The sequence below is a fragment of the Dictyobacter halimunensis genome, assembly GCF_036245075.1.
In genome coordinates this window covers 3,985,464-4,002,041 of sequence record NZ_BSRI01000002.1, presented here as the reverse complement: position 1 = coordinate 4,002,041, position 16,578 = coordinate 3,985,464, and the positions used below count along the sequence as shown (strand labels likewise).

15 protein-coding genes are annotated in these 16,578 nt (G+C 57.5%); 10 read left to right on the top strand and 5 right to left on the bottom strand.

The features are described from left to right. Position 1: 1 nt before the first annotated feature. The 7 genes from AABA21_RS30560 to AABA21_RS30530 all read left to right on the top strand — a co-directional run bounded on the left by AABA21_RS30560 (position 2) and on the right by AABA21_RS30530 (position 8,428). Positions 2 to 1,108, top strand: a complete 1,107-nt coding sequence (locus tag AABA21_RS30560; RefSeq protein WP_338256070.1) for an AAA family ATPase — start codon at positions 2 to 4, stop codon at positions 1,106 to 1,108. 14 nt (positions 1,109 to 1,122) lie between these two features. Further along, positions 1,123 to 2,019, top strand: a complete 897-nt coding sequence (locus AABA21_RS30555) for a DUF58 domain-containing protein (protein WP_338256068.1) — start codon at positions 1,123 to 1,125, stop codon at positions 2,017 to 2,019. A gap of 18 nt (positions 2,020 to 2,037) precedes the next feature. Then, positions 2,038 to 4,101, top strand: a complete 2,064-nt coding sequence (locus AABA21_RS30550) for a vWA domain-containing protein (protein WP_338256067.1) — start codon at positions 2,038 to 2,040, stop codon at positions 4,099 to 4,101. Further along, positions 4,088 to 6,988, top strand: coding sequence for a glutamine amidotransferase (locus AABA21_RS30545; protein ID WP_338256064.1), 2,901 nt, complete (start codon positions 4,088 to 4,090; stop codon positions 6,986 to 6,988). Before AABA21_RS30550 ends, AABA21_RS30545 begins: the two co-directional genes overlap by 14 nt. A 73-nt stretch (positions 6,989 to 7,061) precedes the next feature. Then, positions 7,062 to 7,724 carry a class II aldolase/adducin family protein gene (locus tag AABA21_RS30540; RefSeq protein ID WP_338256063.1) on the top strand — a complete coding sequence of 221 codons (663 nt, stop codon included), beginning with the start codon at positions 7,062 to 7,064 and terminating at the stop codon, positions 7,722 to 7,724. Positions 7,725 to 7,798: 74 nt separating this feature from the next. Further along, positions 7,799 to 8,065, top strand: coding sequence for an HPr family phosphocarrier protein (locus tag AABA21_RS30535; RefSeq protein WP_338256062.1), 267 nt, complete (start codon positions 7,799 to 7,801; stop codon positions 8,063 to 8,065). 6 nt (positions 8,066 to 8,071) lie between these two features. Continuing rightward, positions 8,072 to 8,428 (top strand): inorganic pyrophosphatase, encoded by a 357-nt coding sequence (locus tag AABA21_RS30530; protein ID WP_338256060.1) that lies wholly within the window; start codon positions 8,072 to 8,074, stop codon positions 8,426 to 8,428. On the opposite strand, the gene AABA21_RS30525 is transcribed toward AABA21_RS30530, so the two are convergent. The 4 genes from AABA21_RS30525 to AABA21_RS30510 all read right to left on the bottom strand — a co-directional run bounded on the left by AABA21_RS30525 (position 8,425) and on the right by AABA21_RS30510 (position 13,440). Next, positions 8,425 to 9,357 (bottom strand): U32 family peptidase, encoded by a 933-nt coding sequence (locus AABA21_RS30525; RefSeq protein WP_338256059.1) that lies wholly within the window; start codon positions 9,355 to 9,357, stop codon positions 8,425 to 8,427. The two genes, AABA21_RS30530 and AABA21_RS30525, sit on opposite strands and share 4 nt — an antisense overlap. Positions 9,358 to 9,398: 41 nt before the next feature. Further along, on the bottom strand, positions 9,399 to 10,436 hold the full coding sequence (locus AABA21_RS30520; RefSeq protein ID WP_338256056.1) for a zinc-dependent alcohol dehydrogenase: 1,038 nt from the start codon (positions 10,434 to 10,436) through the stop codon (positions 9,399 to 9,401). A 196-nt stretch (positions 10,437 to 10,632) separates the two neighbouring features. Next, positions 10,633 to 11,439: an RIO1 family regulatory kinase/ATPase domain-containing protein gene (locus tag AABA21_RS30515; RefSeq protein WP_338256054.1), complete on the bottom strand. Its 807-nt coding sequence runs from the start codon at positions 11,437 to 11,439 to the stop codon at positions 10,633 to 10,635. Between the two features lie 543 nt (positions 11,440 to 11,982). Then, the gene (locus AABA21_RS30510; RefSeq protein ID WP_338256052.1) at positions 11,983 to 13,440 is read right to left on the bottom strand and encodes an aldehyde dehydrogenase family protein; all 1,458 of its coding nucleotides are present in this window, start codon (positions 13,438 to 13,440) and stop codon (positions 11,983 to 11,985) included. 287 nt (positions 13,441 to 13,727) lie between these two features. Here AABA21_RS30510 and AABA21_RS30505 point away from each other — a divergent pair, with 287 nt between their 5' ends. Next, positions 13,728 to 14,027, top strand: a complete 300-nt coding sequence (locus AABA21_RS30505; RefSeq protein ID WP_338256050.1) for a DUF5808 domain-containing protein — start codon at positions 13,728 to 13,730, stop codon at positions 14,025 to 14,027. A 71-nt stretch (positions 14,028 to 14,098) separates the two neighbouring features. Here the strand turns inward: AABA21_RS30505 and menA are convergent, their stop codons facing one another. Then, on the bottom strand, positions 14,099 to 15,028 hold the full coding sequence (menA, locus tag AABA21_RS30500; protein WP_338256049.1) for a 1,4-dihydroxy-2-naphthoate octaprenyltransferase: 930 nt from the start codon (positions 15,026 to 15,028) through the stop codon (positions 14,099 to 14,101). Between the two features lie 269 nt (positions 15,029 to 15,297). Between menA and AABA21_RS30495 the strand changes: the two genes are divergently transcribed. Next, complete coding sequence (locus AABA21_RS30495) at positions 15,298 to 15,816, top strand: PRC-barrel domain-containing protein (protein ID WP_338256048.1); 519 nt, start codon at positions 15,298 to 15,300, stop codon at positions 15,814 to 15,816. A gap of 307 nt (positions 15,817 to 16,123) precedes the next feature. Next, positions 16,124 to 16,351, top strand: a complete 228-nt coding sequence (locus AABA21_RS30490; protein ID WP_338256047.1) for a hypothetical protein — start codon at positions 16,124 to 16,126, stop codon at positions 16,349 to 16,351. Positions 16,352 to 16,578 lie beyond the last annotated feature (227 nt).

The following is a 16,578-nucleotide window of genomic DNA, read 5'->3' as shown; positions in this document are numbered from 1 at the left end:
CATGGCAAACGCAAGTGATAGCACGTTCAATCCATACGATGATACGCAATTTCGACCCGAGCCGCACACCTTTGAGGTCGCGACACGGGAGCCCACAATCTCTTCCGCTGAACCCAGCGAAGAGAATATCGAACAGTTCATCGCCGTAACCAATAAACTGGAACAGGAGCTCTGCCGCATCGTGGTGGGGCAGGAACACGTTATTCGCGAACTGCTGCTGGCCATGCTGGCGGGAGGGCACGTCTTACTTGAGGGCGTGCCTGGACTCGGCAAAACCCTGCTGGTGCGCACGCTGTCCGATACCCTCTCGCTCAAATTCGCCCGCATCCAGTTCACGCCAGATCTGATGCCCGCCGATATCGTGGGCACCAACATCGTCTCGGAACAAGGGGATGGCTCAACCGGTGGCAGGCGCGCCTTCTCATTCCAGCCGGGTCCCATCTTCGCCAACATCGTGCTGGCCGACGAGATCAACCGCGCCACGCCAAAGACGCAGTCGGCCCTGCTGGAAGGGATGCAGGAGCGCACCGTCAGCGTGGGCGATCGCACGCGTCCCCTGCCCCAGCCCTTCTTTGTGCTGGCCACGCAGAATCCGTTGGAGATGGAGGGGACCTACACGCTGCCAGAGGCACAGCTCGACCGCTTTATGCTGAAGATCATGGTCAACTTTCCTAAGGCGGAAGACTTGATGCGCATCATCGATACCACGGTCGGCACAGAGACCCCGCAGGCCCAGAAGGTCACCTCGGGCGAAGAACTGGCGCGCATGATCGCGGTCGCCCGCGCGGTCCCCATCGCCACGCACGTCAAGGAATACGCGGTGCGCATGCTGCTAGCCACCCACCCCGATCAGGAGGGCGCGCCAGAAAAGGTGCGCCAGTATGTGCGCTACGGCGGGAGTCCGCGCGGCCTGCAGGCATTGATCATGACGGGCAAGGTACGCGCGCTATTGGAAGGTCGCTACAACGTCTCGCTGGAAGACATCAAAGCGGTCGCCTATCCGGCCCTGCGCCATCGGATCGTGCTCAACTTCGATGGCCTGGCCGACAATATTACCACCGAGCAGTTAATCGAGGCTATTATCAGCGAGCTAGATGCAGATAACTAGAAGAAAGACGACACATGGCAGATACCGAGAAAGCGCGTTTTCCGCTGGACGCCAGTGTGCTCCAGCGCCTGGATAATATCTCGCTACTCACACGTCGTCCGATGGCAACGGGCCGGCAGGGGCGCCGACGCTCGCCGCTGGCCGGATCATCAATGGAGTTCGCCGACTATCGGCGCTATTCGCCCGGCGATGACTTCCGCCGCATCGACTGGCGGGCCTTCGCGCGCCTGGAACGGCTCTTCCTGCGCGTCTTTGAGGCCGAAGAGAACATTACCGTCACCATCCTGCTCGATTGCTCGGATTCGATGTATCATGGCACGCCGGAGAAAGCGGGACTGGGCATGGCGGTCGCGGCCGCGCTTGCTTACATCGCCCTCAAGTGCGAGGATAGCGTGATCCTGGGCGCCCTGACCGATCGCCTGGTTTCATATCGGCGCATCAGTGGTGGCAAAAACGCCATCTGGAGTGTGGGCGAGTTCCTGCAGAAGCTGCCGCGCTCAGGAACAACCGATCTCAATCGCGCGCTCTACGATATCGGCCGCGTGGTCACGACTCCCGGTCTGACCATTGTAATCTCGGATTTTCTCACGTCGCAGGGCTATCAGACCGGGGTGCGGGCAGTGCGCCAACTGCGGCAGGAGGTGGCCCTGTTACAGATCCTCTCGCCCGACGAGCTAGACCCGCAGATACAGGGAGACTGGCGGCTGCGCGATAGCGAGGGGACCCAGAGCGTCGAGGTCAGCGCCTCCTCGCACATCTTGCAGGCGTATCGCGACCGCCTGGCCCGCTTCACAGAGGAGCTGGCGGCCTTCGCCCATACCTATATGGGCACCTATACCCTGATCGCCAGTGATACCGATATCGTAGATGTTGTGCAGCGCCTGTTGCGACAGGTAGAACTGGTTCGATAATCACAGAAAGATAGCGTCATGAGCATACTTGTTCCTGCTGCCCTTGCCTTCAGCGCCATCATACCAGTGATCCTGCTGCTCTATTTTATGCGCCCCAAACGCCAGGAAAGGATCGTTGGCAGCACACTGTTATGGCAGCAGGCGATGCAAGATCTGCAGGCAAGTCGTCCATGGCAGCGCCTGCGCATCACACCACTACTGCTGCTGCAGCTGCTGGCGGCGATCATCATCGTACTGGTCCTGGTGCGCCCGGCTATCTTTATGAGCAGTCCCGTCAGTGGCAATACCATTGTGATCCTGCAGTCATCCGCCAGTATGCAGGCCACCGACGTGGCCCCCAGCCGCTTTGAAAAGGCCAAAGATACCATCAGCGGCTTCATAGATGCCCTGGGACCCAACGACCACCTTTCGCTGATCTCGATGGCGCGTACCCCGCAGGTGCTGATCGCCAACTCACAGGACAAGACGCAGCTGACAAACGCCCTGCAACACGCGCGCGTCACCAACCAGGACGCCGATCTGCAGCAGGCCATCTCGCTGGCCAGCTCGCTGGCGGCGGGTCAGGAGAACGCGCAGATCATGGTTGTGGGAGATGGTCACGTCATGAACAGCGATCAGACGCTGGACTCGTCATTTCCGGTCCGCTACATGTCGATCGGCGGCGACGCGCCCAACGTGGCATTACTGGCCCTCTCCTCACGCTCCTTGCAGGGAAGCCTGATCGCCTTTGCCCAGGTCAGCAACTACAGCCATGATAAGCGCTCGGTCCCGGTCGAGCTCTACACCGACGGAAAGCTCTTTGGCGTCAAAACGGTGACCCTGAACGCGGGGGGCAGTGGAGCTATCGAGTGGGGACCCCTGCCGGCGCGCACCAATCTGCTGCACGCGCGCCTGCTCTCGCAGGATGCGATGACCACCGATCACGAAGCCTGGTCCCTGGTGGGAAGTTCCATGCATGGCCGCGTGCTGCTGGTCTCCAAAGGCAATATGTACCTGCAGACGGCACTACGGCTGCAATCCAACGTCACCCTCTACACCATCGATCCGTCAAAATACACGGCCAACGTCGGCACATATGACCTGACGATCTTTGATGGCTACACACCTCCTAAAGAGCCTGCGGGCAACATCCTCTACGTGAATCCGCCCGCGCACAACTACTCGTTTGGCTCATCGGGTCCGATCGCCGCCGTCACCCATATCAGCACCGGCAACGATCCGCAGAACCTGCTCAGCGATGTTGATCTGAGCAGCATCCATACCATGCGCGCCAGCCATCCGCTCAAGCCCGCGCTGTGGGCTCAGAGCATCATCAATACGCCCGAGACGCCGTTGCTGCTGGCGGGCGAGAACAACAACCGCCGCATCGCGGTCTTCGGCTTCGACCTGCACGACACCGATCTGCCACTGCAGCCATCCTTCCCGATCCTGATCTATAACATGGTCAACTGGTTCCTGCCCTCGCCGGTGGCCGGGAACGGACAGGTGACTCCGGGCACAGCCGTCAATGTACAGACGTGGCCAGGCGCGGACCAGGTAACGGTCACCGGACCGGATCAACAGGCCGTCACGGTGGGACCGCCCTTCCCTGTGACGCCCTACGCGCGCACCAATTCCGTGGGTATCTACCAGGTCAGCCAGCGCGTGCATGGGCAGGTGCTCAATGGGACCTTTACCGTCAACCTGTTCAATCCCAATCAATCACAGCTGGCCCCGGCCAAAACCATCCCGGTCGCCCATAGCACCAATGTGGCCGGCAATAAAAACACTATCTCGCGCCAGCTCAGAGAGATCTGGCCGTGGATCGCCGCTCTGCTCCTATTGATACTCTGCGCCGAATGGTGGCTCTTCAGCCGCAACTATCAGCCACAGCAGAGCAGCCAGTCCGCGAGCAGAACGCCACGCACGACTATGCGCGGCAAACCCAATCAGCGTATCGCGCGCTATCCATGGCTGGCCTCGATGCAGGAACAGGTACAGGCCAGCTGGAACCGTACCCGGCGTCAAAGCAAAAAATTCAGGAAACGCCTGCGCACCAAGCTGACCAGGTCAACGAAAGGGGAGCGCCGTGTTAACATTTGAGCAGCCACTGCTACTCTTACTCTTCATACCCATCGGTATCCTGGTCTATCTGACCTGGAAACGCATGTCGCTTCCGTATCCCAGGCGGCAACGTGGACTGATCCTGGCGGCGCGTCTGCTCCTGTTCAGCTGTGTCATCCTGGCCCTGGCGGGAACCGCGTGGGCGATGCCGGTCTCGCGCCAGGCCACCGTCTTCGTCGGCGACATCTCGGCCAGCACAGGTCCACAGCGCACCTTTATCGAGCAGTGGATCGGCTCAGCCGTCAGGCATAAGCGCGCCGATGACCAGGTGGGCATCGTGGCCGTCGGACGCAATGCCCTGGTGGAACAGTCGATCCAATCGGCGACTATCGACTTCTCACACTTTGAATCGACGCCAGACACCAACTATACCGACCTGGCGGCCGGTCTGCGCCTGGCGGCGGCCATCCTGCCATCCAATAGCCAGCGCCACATCGTCCTGCTCAGCGATGGCCAGCAAAATCTAGAGGACGCGCAACAGGAGGCCCAGCTCTTACAGCAGCAGGGCATCCGGCTCGACATCGTCGCCCTGCCAACTGTCAATAGCGACGACGTCAGGGTCGATAGCTTTGACGCGCCCACCAACCTGCATACCGGCGAGCATTTCAAGCTGCACGCCAGGATCTATAGCAGCGTCGCCCAGCAGGCGACTGCCCGCATCTACCTGGACTCAACAATCATCTCTCAGCAGAAGGTTCCCCTTTCAGCAGGCGAGCAAGATTTGAGCATCGACATGCAGTCGCCAACGGTCGGCTTCCATACCTTCCGCATTACGCTGGAGGCGCCCAGGGACTCGATTACCCAAAACGATGAGGCGGCCGCCTTTGTCAATGTGCAGGGGCCGCCAAAGATACTCGTTATTGAGGGGCAGCCGGGGAGCGGGCGTAACATCGTGGCGGCCCTGCAGGCGACCCATATCGACGTCTCGGTAGCTACCCCCGGCGACATCCCAACCACACTGGATGGATTAGTGCCCTACAGCAGCGTCATCCTGGCCGATGTGCCCGCCATCGCGCTTGGCAATACCCGCATGCAGATCCTGCAGTCCTTTGTACGCGACCTGGGGCATGGACTGGTGGTGAGCGGCGGCCAGAACAGCTACGGCGTAGGAGGCTATACCGATACGCCGCTGGAGCAGGTGTTGCCGGTCAGCATGGATATTCCGCAGCATAAAGAGACGCCCAGCATCGCGGTCGTACTGATCGTCGAGAGCCTGGAAGAGCAGGTGCAGATCAATATCTCGAAAGAGGCCGCCAAAGGGGTGGTAGGACTGCTCACACCGCGCGACCAGGTGGGGATCTCGGGAGGCTACGGCACCCTGAGCATCAAGATGCAGCACGTCACCGATAAAAAATCGATCGACAAGGCCATCGACAACATTAATCCGGTCGATCCTCCCAGCTATAATCCCGATTTCGCCAACGCGGAACAGGAGCTGCTGCACACGGATGCCAAGATCAAACATATCATCCTGCTGGGCGATGGGGACGCCTACGATAACTACGCGCCACAGGTCACGAAGCTGGCCAGCGAGAACATCACCGTCTCGACGGTTGAGACCAACGCCCTGAGCAATGAAGATCTGGCCACCATGCAGAATATCGCCCAGTGGGGCAAGGGACGCTTCTACCGCGCCGACAATCCCAACATTATCCCCCAGATATTGTTGAAAGAGACACAGCGCGCCGCGCGCCGTTCGCTGATCAATGAGAGCTTCAATCCAGCCGTGGTCGGCAGTCATCCGATCCTGACCGGGATCACCGGCCTGCCAACCCTGAACGGCTATGTGGCCACCACGCCCAAGCCGGCCGCCCAGATGGTGCTGGTCAGCCACCTGGATGATCCGGTACTGGCGGTATGGCAGTATGGCCTGGGGCGCGTGGCGGCCTGGACCAGCGACGCCCTGGGGCTATGGACCAAAAACTGGCTCAGCTGGAGCGATGCCCCGAAGTGGTGGGCCAATGTCGTCACCTGGACTCTGCCGGCCGCCAATGATGGAGGCATGACCATCAATGGCAAGGTCAACAATGGACAGGGGCAGTTGACGGTCGATCTGCCACCGGGCACGACCGCCGAGGGCGGTCAACAGCAGGTCCAGGTGCACATCATTGGACCTGATCTCTCACAGCAAAATATCAATCTGCAGCCGACCGCGCCCGAGCGCTGGGAAGGCAGTTTTCCGGCCGAACAGGTAGGAGGATATCTGCTGCAGGTAACCTGGCAGGGGGCCAACAAGAAGGAGAGCCGCCTGACCGCCACCACCGGCATGGTGGTCCCCTATTCGCCCGAGTACCATAATCAGGGGACTGATACCCGCTTCCTGCAGCTGCTGGCCCAGGCCGGTGGCGGCACCCTCCTGAATCCCAATGATACAGAGTCGGCCTTTACCCAGAGCCTGATACCGACATCGGCCTCGGTGCCGCTGGCATTCTGGCTCCTGATCCTGGCCGCCCTGCTCCTACCAGTCGATATCGCCGCCCGGCGCCTGGCCAACTTTGACTTTATCGTCGAGGGATACCACTGGCTCAGGGGACGCGCCAGAGCAGAAACCAGCACGCAGCCAGCGACGGCCACGGCCACGCCAGCCGAGAAGAAGCCCAGCGTAGCCTCCCTGAGCTCGATCCGGGCCAAACGCGAAAGGCAGCGCAGCCAGGCCACGCCACCGGTCACATCCCGAACCAGCCAGGCGGCCATGCCGCCACCACCGAGGGCACAAACACCGGTGAAAACCGCGCCCGATACGGCTCCGCCGACGAGCAAGCCGCCAACGCAGACGAAGCAAGCCGGACAATCGGCATCAGCCAACTCCTCAACCGCCTCGCGCCTGGTAGAGGCTAAGCGGAAACGAACGCAGAAAAGGAAATAGTCGTAATAGCTGTGTAACATGGACTATTATGTCAAGAAACGTGGTAAACTTCCAATGAAGGAGGTTTTAGTAGATGCTGTTAAACGATTTGCGCACGCAAGTAGCTCATTATGCCAGAAAGATGTACGAGAGCCAGCTGGTACGCGCGACCCAGGGCAATCTCAGCGCACGCGACACGGAGAGCGGATTGATATGCATCACTCCCAGCGGAGCGGATTACCAGATGCTCACCGCCGAAGATATTGCTGTGGTTGATGTGGAGGGTAATATCATAGAGGGGAAGTGGAAACCATCGGTCGAGACGCCGCTTCACACCCATATTTTACGTCTACGGCGGGACATCAATTGCGTCATGCATACGCATGCGCTCTATACCTCGGCCTTTGGCGTTGTCTATCAGCCGATCCCGATGATCCTGCAGGAATCTGCCGCCTGCCTGGGCGGAGAGGTGCCGATCGTGCCCTATCAGGAATCGGGGACGCAGGCCTTCGCCGAATTGGTAGGGCGGACGCTGGGAGAGAGATCGGCCGTCATCTGGGGCAACCATGGCGCCATGGTGGTGGGCGTCAATCTGGCCCTGACCTTCTCGATCGCCCACGCGCTGGAGGATACCGCCCGCGTCTACAGTCTGGCCAAACAGCTGGGCACACCTGCCCCACTACCACCCGAAGAAGTAGCCAGGCTGCATACTCATTGGAAAGAGGGCTACGGTCAGACCGCCATTGGTACCCATTGACAAAAAGCTAAGCCATTGATATACATTAATACAATAATACCGTTCCCGCCAGGACCAGATTGAGGATAGTAGTTATGCAGCAAAACACCGTACGCATCCAGAGTGAGGTAGGACTCCACGCGCGGCCGGCCGCCCAGTTTGTCAAGCTAGCCAGGCAATTTAACAGTAAGATCAGCGTTGCCTACAATGGGAAAACGGTGGATGCCAAGAGCCTGGTGCGTGTGCTCAGTGTCAGTGCCGGAAAGGATGCCGAAATTGAGATTACCGCCGAGGGCGACGACGAACAGAGGGCCATCGCAGCCCTGGCGGGATTGATCCAGAACAATTTTGTCGAGCATTAGAAGAAAATGCACGATGAAGCATTCTGGCAGCTACTAACCACCCTGGTTGAAACCAGCACGATCAACATCGATCGTCCTAGAGGCTCGGCCCACCCCCGTTACCCGGATGTTATTTATCCCTTAGATTATGGGTATCTCAGCGGCACAATCTCTGGTGACGGAGATGGGATCGATGCCTGGCTGGGCAGCCAGTCAGAAAGGCGGATCAGCGCCATCCTTATCACAGTTGATCTTACCAAACGCGATAGTGAGATCAAGTTCCTCATCGGCTGCACCACACAAGAGCAACAGGCCATCCTAACGTTCCATAATAGATGGGCAAACCAATCAGCCATCATGGTTGAACGGCCGGCCGACATTTAAAGGTTATGCGGGATGGCCAGCCCGCTGGCGCCGGGCTGAGACATCACCGCATCAGGATAATAGCGCTTGATAATATCCATTCCCAATCGGGCCCGGCGCACGCGCTCACGCGTAAGGGCCAGCGCGGTAGATGCCAGGTGGGTGCCCGTAGGATAGATATTGGGCGCGTTGCGCAGGCCAAATTTAATGTAGACGGGGGCCGCGATCCTGATCAGCTCGGGAATCTCATACAGGCGCACAAAGCCACCCAGGTCATCGGGCGCCTCGACATAGATATCCAGCGGGATATCCACCGCCTGGCGGATAGCGGCGATCTGCGGCAAGCTCAGATCGGTGGGGATATTGAAGGTATCAGCACCCAACTTTTCGAGCAGGCGAATAGAGGCGGGATTGGCCGAGGCCATCATTACGCTGATCTTAAACTGCATATCGGGTGGCAACAAACCCTGCTGGCGCATCTCATTGGCCACCCAGAGCGCGCCGTCGTCGGCCAGCAGCACGCTGCGTATGCCCAGCGCGGCCGCCCGGCGCACATCCTCTAGACAGTGCACCAGTTGCTCCTGCCCACGCAGGCGGGGCGCAACGGTCTTCCCGCCGCTGGCGACGGCCATAGCACCGGTATCCCAGGCAGCGTTGGGACGGGCAAAGAGGCTGATCTCCATCTGTTGCGAGATAGCCAGGCGCGCCATCTCCAGAATCTCCGCATCGGTCATCAACATCACCCCACTCCCTTGAGAGATGCGATGAATGGTCAGCTCGTAGCGCTTGGCCTCCTCGATAATCGCGGCCAACGCGGGACCGCTCTCGGTACTGGGAATCTCAAGCCGGTACTGGGCGCCATCTGGGAAACGCTTCGTGCTGGTCGGCAGATCATAGGCATCGCCAGCAGGCAGTCCCAGGCTAGTCAGAAAACGACGCGTCTCTTCCATAAGTTCTGATCCTTTCACATTCACCAAGGTGTATCTATTCTTTACTCATGGCTAATTATAACCTTTGTCGCCCGGCTATGCCGCAAGATAAGGGCATCCACAGCGTCTTCAAATTCATCCAATGAGAAGCGGTGGGTTATCAGATCGGCCAGGCGCAGCGAGCCATTGAGGAAGAGCTGAACGGCGTAGGTCCAGGCGGCCGTGCTGGCACCGAAGACGCCATAGACGCTGATCTGATTTAAAACGAAGAGATCGGTAGTAAAGCTCAGAGGCGCGATCGAGGCCTCCAATCCAGTCAACAGTACCGTCCCACCGCGCTTGACGATGGAAAGGGCCTCCTCAATCGCCTGCACATGCCCGGTCCCCTCAAACACCAGGTCCGCTCCACGCCCACCGGATAGAGATTGGATAAGGGACTGCGTATCTTCCTGGCTCATATTGATGGTATGGGTCGCGCCATAGCGTTCCGCCATCTGCAGCCGCTCGGCGCGAAAGCCCAACACCGCGATAACCGCCGGACTATACAGCCGCGCCAGCTGGACAGCCAGCAGGCTGGTAGGTCCATCACCCACGATAACCACCACGTCACCGGGGCATGGCCGGGCGCGTAAGAAGGCGTGCGCTACCACGGCGACTGATCCTAGCAGAGCCGCTTCCTCTAGCGAGACGTCATCAGGCAGCACGTGTAGCTGACGGGCCGAGACTACCAGATACTCCCCCAGTCCACCGGGACGAGTAAAACCAAGCTCACGGTAGCCAGACTCGCACAGGTTGGTCTTGCCCTCGCGGCAGTTGCGGCAGATATCACAGGCGTAGATGCTCTCAACCGCCACCTTAGCCCCCGGCGCGACATTGGAGACCCCCTCACCCACGGCTACCACCTCACCTGCCAGTTCGTGGCCGGGGACGATGGGATAGTGGGAGTAGCCCCGCGCTCTCTTGCCCTGAAAAAGCTCCACATCGCTCTCAGAGAGACCAATCACCCGCGAACGCACCAGCACCTCACCGGGTCCGGGCGCTGGCCGATCCAGCTCGGTCACATGCGCCTCACCGGGTTCCGTAATCATTACCGCTTTCATAAGCTCCAGATAACCTTTCCATCACACCTGTAGCACTACCATCAAGTACATGCGAACATTTTTCCATTATTATATGCCCATGATGGCCGCTTGTAGCAAAGTGGGCAAAGAAAAACAAGCCGGTGGATGGTGCGGTCGCGACCGCACCATCCACCGGCAACATCTCAGCAGGGCATCAACATTGATCAGAGAGGATTTACAGCGTGGCGTTTCTGAAGCGCTGCCAGAGCCGATTGGCGATCTGCGCTGAATCGCGCTTCAAGCCGTAGCGGGCCATATACTTACACACGTTGTCGATGTCGCGGGTCAGCAGGGAAAGGGCATGAGAGTTGAAGCGCGGATCAACGGCCTGCGGAAAATCAATAATGGTGACTTTCCCCTGCCAGTACATGATGTTATAGCCCGACAGGTCGCCGTGGATAACGTCGTTGGCCAGTAAGAGCTGAATGTTGTCCATCAGCAGCTCGAAGGCAGGATAGACCTCGTCCGGCTCCAGGGTAACGCCTTGCAACGCGAAGGCCGGCCTCTCCTCCTCTCCCAGGTATTCCATCAGCAATGCATGGCTGGTGCGGGCCAGCGGCTGTGGCACCGCCGCGCCGGCGGCATGTAGACGTGTCAACGTATCGAACTCGTGGCTCACCCACATACTAAATTGCATCTCGCGCCCGGCCGCCGACTTATTCTTGACGGCCCGGCTCACACGCCGATCGGTGATCGCGCGTCCCTCCTGGTAGACGGCATCATTTTTAAAGCCGCGCTTGTTGCGCGAGCGATAGACCTTCGCTGCCAGGTACGGCACGCCTCGGGATGGGTGGGCGCGGCAGCAATAGACGGTGGCCTCTTTGCCGCTCTTCACCTCGTGTAAAATGTCAGTAATCCAGCCATCGGTAAAAAAACTGTCCAGTGTAGACTGCAGGGGATCCATTCCCTGCTCATCAAGCGCCATCAACGCTTCCCATTCTTCCTGTTCCTCGATAGCGCGTACCATTTTTCTCTTAGACAACGGAGACTCCTTTTTGTGTATTGAAGATCATCGGTTAAAAATTTGTCTACATGAAAAATCGCAACTGTTCCCATTGGGCACCTCTCTCTCTGATGAGCCAATACAAGATGAGAATCAAAAAGAGAGCCGCCAGCATCACGCTGACGGCTCTCTTTTGACATGAGTTGACATGAAAAAAGCCATCCTCACAAGAGATGGCCAGAAGTATGTGTGGGGTTGAGCGGCAGGATTATTGTTCGCCGCGTTCGCGCATAGTTATGGCCAGCCTGGAGTCGTGATGCATGAAAAAGAAAGTGGCATTCTTCATGTGGCACGCTCCTTTCTCTCTGCGAGGCTCGTTGGGCCTGCGGCAGGCTATAACTATAGAATATGCGAAGCATAACAGAAATGCAGATTGTTGTCAATCTGCATTAAAATGGTTTTTTATATTACCTTTTTTGCTGCCTGCGGCGGCGTGGGGAGAGGGGAAAGTTGGGGCACAGCCCCAAGCCCCAGTCAGGGGCTGCCGCCCCTGCACCCCGCTCCTTTTGCCGCCTGCGGCAGCTATCCGGCTCGGTTGACCTGGATGGTTTTGATTTCGGTGAAGAAGTCGATGGCGGCGGTTCCCTGTTCGCGGGAGTGCGAGCTGGAGTTGTGCATGCCGCCGAAGGGGGCGTGGGGATCAACTCCGGTGGTGTCTCCATTTACACGGACCATGCCGCATTCGATGGCGTTGATGTATTCCAACGAGGCGTTGATGTCGTGGGTGAACAGAGAGACGCTCAGACCATATTTGGTGTTGTTGGCGATGGCGATGGCTTCGTCGATGCTATGAGCCAGTTCAACGACCAGCAGCGGGCCAAACACCTCTTCCTGGGCCACAGGCGCGTCGGGCGGCACATCAACGACCAGCGTTGGCTCAAAGAAGTAGCCATTCTTCAATGCACCGCTCCTGGCGTAGTTGCCACCCAGCACGACACGTCCGCTCTGCGTGCTCTTCTGGGCATAGGATGCCACCTTCTCCAGCGAGTCCTGGGTGATCAGGGGACCAACCGCGCTGCTGGACTCGGTAGCGGGCTGCAGCGGCAGAGCCTGAATCTCTTGCTTGAGGAGATCCACGAAGCTGTCGGCGATATCGTTGGTCACGATTACGCGGCTGGTGGCCGTACACTTCTGTCCGGCAAAGCGCATAGCGCCGGCCGCGACCAGTTTGGCAGCCTGCTTCATGTCGGCATCGCCAAGGACGATGGCGGCGTTCTTCCCACCCATCTCCAGCTGGTACTTGACGTTGCGGCGGGCCGCCACCTCGGCGATCCCCATACCCACGCTATCCGATCCCGTAAAGGTGATGCCGCGAATGGCCTCCTGCGAGATCAGGGTATTGCCCAGCGAGGAGCCTTTGCCCAGTACCAGATTCAGCACGCCGGACGGCAGGCCGGCGCTGGCGAACACCTCAGCCAGGCGTACCGCCGTCAACGAGGCGACCTCGGCGGGCTTCCACACGACGGTATTGCCGTAGGCCAGGGCCGGGGCGATCTTCCACAGCGGGATAGCCACAGGGAAGTTCCAGGGCGAGATCACCGCCACCGGGCCAAGAGGCTGACGCAGCGTAAACTGCAGGCTACCAGCCAGCTGGGCCGGGATCACCTGTCCATTGGGATGCACAGACTCTGAGGCGAAGTAGCGCAGGATCGCGACACCCCGATCCGCCTCACCCAGCGCCTCGCCCAATGGCTTGCCAACTTCTTGCGCCACCACAGTCCCGATCTCCTGCCGACGCTCGGCCAGCGCATTGGCGGCGCGATACAGGATCTCAGAGCGCGCGGGTCCGGACAAAGCTCGCCAGCCAGCGAAGGCATCATGGGCCGCTTCAGTCGCTCGCTCAACCACGCCCGAAGGTCCTTGAGGAACACGGGCCAGCACCTGGGTAGTATCAGAAGGATTGAGGTCATCACTCCATTGATCTTCGTTGGATTTCAACCACTCACCGGCAACGTAATGTGCTAATAACTCAGACTTCACAGTATCATCCCCTATTCATCGTCAATACTACACATAACTATAAAAGACTAAAACAGCAAACGTTCTCACCCTATTGTACACCATCCAATCTGCCCGCTTCCGGCCTCTTTGCCAGCATAAGGGTTGTAGGAACTGGTGCAATGCCATAGGTGGGTGTGAATGCACCCACCTATGGCATTGCACCAGTTCCTACAACACAGCACAAAATCACAACCTGAAAAAAGGAGGTCCGTATCTAGGAGTAGCATATAATTTTTCTCTATGAGAAAAGAAAGGAACGACAGACTGTGAGCTCAAGGAAGCAGAGCAAAAAGAGACAGCGCCTGATTGGAAGGCTATTTGGCCTCGCCACCGGCGCCTTACTAGGAGTGGCGATCGTCGATCAACTGAGTCGCCCGGCAGAGGAACGGTCCTGGCAGGGCAGGGTGCTGGGTATGCCCTATGACCTGCGCTTCCCGACCTGGGAGCGCATACACCATACCATGTGGAACAGTGAGACATCCCGTATCTTTATGCCGCGCGCCTTTGGTATGGGCTGGGATATAAATTTATACCCGCTGATCCATCCCAGATCGGTACAGCGCTAATCCTCATCAGATCAAAGAAGGGGCTCCGGATAAACACACCCGGAGCCCCTTCTTTGATCTGGCGAAAACTATTAAAACAGGATGGCAAGCAGGAGGGAGAGGGCAAGAACCAATCCGAAGACCAGGTGCAGCATGGAGGTCTTTTTGATGCCGACAATAAAGGCCTTGCGTTCGGTCGCTCCGAGCACGGCGCGCACGTTGAGATAGGCCAGCGGAAAGGTCAGCCAGACCAGCAGGCTGGCCCAGGGGAGCAGGTGGACGATAACAAAGATCGTGGTCAACACATAGCTACCAAACAGCAATGCGGCATGGAAGCGCCGGCCAAAGGTCAGTCCGAAGCGGACGGGCAGCGTTTTTTTGTTGACGGCCAGGTCATCCTGATAGTCGCGTACGTTGTTCATGTTCAGGATGGAGACAGCCAGCAGGCCGACCGGCACGCTGGCGGCCAGGGCGCTCCACGACCAGTGGTGGATCTGGACATAGTAAGAGCCCCAGGTCATCAATACGCCCATGGCCAGGAAGACCATCACATCGCCCAGGCCACGGCTGGAAAACTTGAACGGTTTCGCGCTATAAAAGTAGGCGATCAGGATGCCAGCCAGTCCAAAAAGGATAATTTCGGGTCCCACGACAAACATGAGGAGCACACCCAGCAGGGCCGCCATCACGAAGCAGAAGATACCGCCTCCAAGGACCTGGCCCGCCGTCATTTCTTGCTTGAAGATCACGGTCATTGCGCCCAGCGAACCAGCATGGTCCAATCCATAGCGGTAATCAAAGTATTCATTAAAGTAGTTAGTGCCTATCTGCAGAAACAGGCAGGAAAAAAACGTGGCCAGAAAGGTTCCGAGGTGAAAGGTTCCTTCATAGGCGGCCAGGGCCGTCCCTACCAGCACCGGACTTAACGTCGCGGTCAGCGTAAAGGGTCGGCTAGTTTTAACCCAGGTTTTCCAGGCAACGGGCTGCGTGGTCCGCCGGGAGAAAGTTTGAGCGTCTCTCATGGTTTCTTCTCTCGCAATATAGAGTCATGATCTATAGATAACTTCATAAGTATATCAAAAATGGTAAGGCGAAGGAAAGTTTTTATGTGCGTGCGGGTGGCGTCGCGGTGCGACGCCACCCGCACGCACATAAAAACTTGATGTTAATCTTATTAGCGGAATGGTGGGGTTGTTCCGTTTAACAGATAGATACTTTATGCTAGAGGTAGCGGCGGCTGTATCCAGTTAAGGAGCGCAGGCAGTCATTAGAGAGAGGATTAATAGATACTATGCAACACACATCGGGAACAAGGAAATGGTCAGAGATTAAAGGGCTGACCGCCGTGACAATCGATCTGGGGAAAAAAGTGGGTATGGTCGAAGATTTCTATCTCGATCCACAGAGCCATAATGTGATAGGTTTTATCATCAAAAACGGTATGTTCAGCCATCATTCCCTGTCGCTGTCATCGATACAGGGTATTGGTCAGGATGCCCTGACACTGACAAAGGAAGATGCCTTAATTAAGGAGCAGGATAATCCAGCCTTGAGTTCAGCGTTTAAGGGAAAAGACATTCTGAGCTATCGTGTGCTGAGCGAAGGTGGTACCGTGGTAGGAAATCTTGGAAACGTGCTTTTCAATATTGAGCTACCACAGGCGATCCAGGTGGTAGGTTATGAGCTCAGCGGTGGGCTGCGTCAAATGATTAGCAGGCAGTATCCGACCTTTACCGCACAGCAAATTACCCGCTATGGACAGGATGTGCTGGTCATTCCGGACTCGGTAGCAGCGGAGTTGATGAAATAAGTAAAGCCTGGCGGTCGCGAGATAGTCGGGGTAAGCTATCTTTATGTGCCTTTAGACATAAAGATAGCAATTAAAGAATAACTGCAGAGTTTCTTCATATACGTGATTGTGGCTTCTTAGATCCCATAGTATAGCTGTACAGTTTATAGCAGGTGAATAGTTACGCATTTATATAAAATAACAGAGCATATCATAAATATAGTAAAATTATGATTACCCACTTTCTAGTGAGGGACCGTCTGATATGTGGATACATCATTGTGATGATCTATATGATGGTTAAACACATAGAAAGGGTAATCATTCCATGAACGATACAAAAGACGCTACGCAGAATGTACAGGAGCAATACTTCCGTATTACAGATGAGGTGCCAGAAGAGGTATGGTATTGGGCGGCTCTGGGTTCCATTATCGCTTCCGCCATCTTGTTTATGTCCAACAAACGCGATTGGAGCATCTTTGTAGGCCAGTGGCCTCCCACATTTTTGCTCTTCGGCGTCTTCCATAAGATCCTGCGACCTCATACCCACTAGTTACATCCTTTCACAAGGGATGTAGCTAGTGGGTATAGCTCTCGTCACCCTGGGGGTACGGGGGCTATACCCGCACACGCGTCCGCTTCGCGGACGCGCTGTTTTTTATGAGTTGGTGGATCGGGTGCGCCTCCGCGCACCCGATCCACCAACTCATAATGGACTCTTGAGCGCCGCAGGTGATGATCATGGACTCTTGAGCACCGCAGGTGATGATCGTCAGATAC

Bases quoted from the DNA above. Each gene is read 5' to 3' on its own strand.
- AABA21_RS30560 (WP_338256070.1), top strand. From the start codon at position 2: ATGGCAAACGCAAGTGATAGCACGTTCAATCCATACGATGATACGCAA.
- AABA21_RS30555 (WP_338256068.1), top strand. From the start codon at position 1,123: ATGGCAGATACCGAGAAAGCGCGTTTTCCGCTGGACGCCAGTGTGCTC.
- AABA21_RS30550 (WP_338256067.1), top strand. From the start codon at position 2,038: ATGAGCATACTTGTTCCTGCTGCCCTTGCCTTCAGCGCCATCATACCA.
- AABA21_RS30540 (WP_338256063.1), top strand. From the start codon at position 7,062: ATGCTGTTAAACGATTTGCGCACGCAAGTAGCTCATTATGCCAGAAAG.
- AABA21_RS30535 (WP_338256062.1), top strand. From the start codon at position 7,799: ATGCAGCAAAACACCGTACGCATCCAGAGTGAGGTAGGACTCCACGCG.
- AABA21_RS30530 (WP_338256060.1), top strand. From the start codon at position 8,072: ATGCACGATGAAGCATTCTGGCAGCTACTAACCACCCTGGTTGAAACC.
- AABA21_RS30525 (WP_338256059.1), bottom strand. From the start codon at position 9,357: ATGGAAGAGACGCGTCGTTTTCTGACTAGCCTGGGACTGCCTGCTGGC.
- AABA21_RS30520 (WP_338256056.1), bottom strand. From the start codon at position 10,436: ATGAAAGCGGTAATGATTACGGAACCCGGTGAGGCGCATGTGACCGAG.
- menA (WP_338256049.1), bottom strand. From the start codon at position 15,028: ATGAGAGACGCTCAAACTTTCTCCCGGCGGACCACGCAGCCCGTTGCC.
- AABA21_RS30495 (WP_338256048.1), top strand. From the start codon at position 15,298: ATGCAACACACATCGGGAACAAGGAAATGGTCAGAGATTAAAGGGCTG.
- AABA21_RS30490 (WP_338256047.1), top strand. From the start codon at position 16,124: ATGAACGATACAAAAGACGCTACGCAGAATGTACAGGAGCAATACTTC.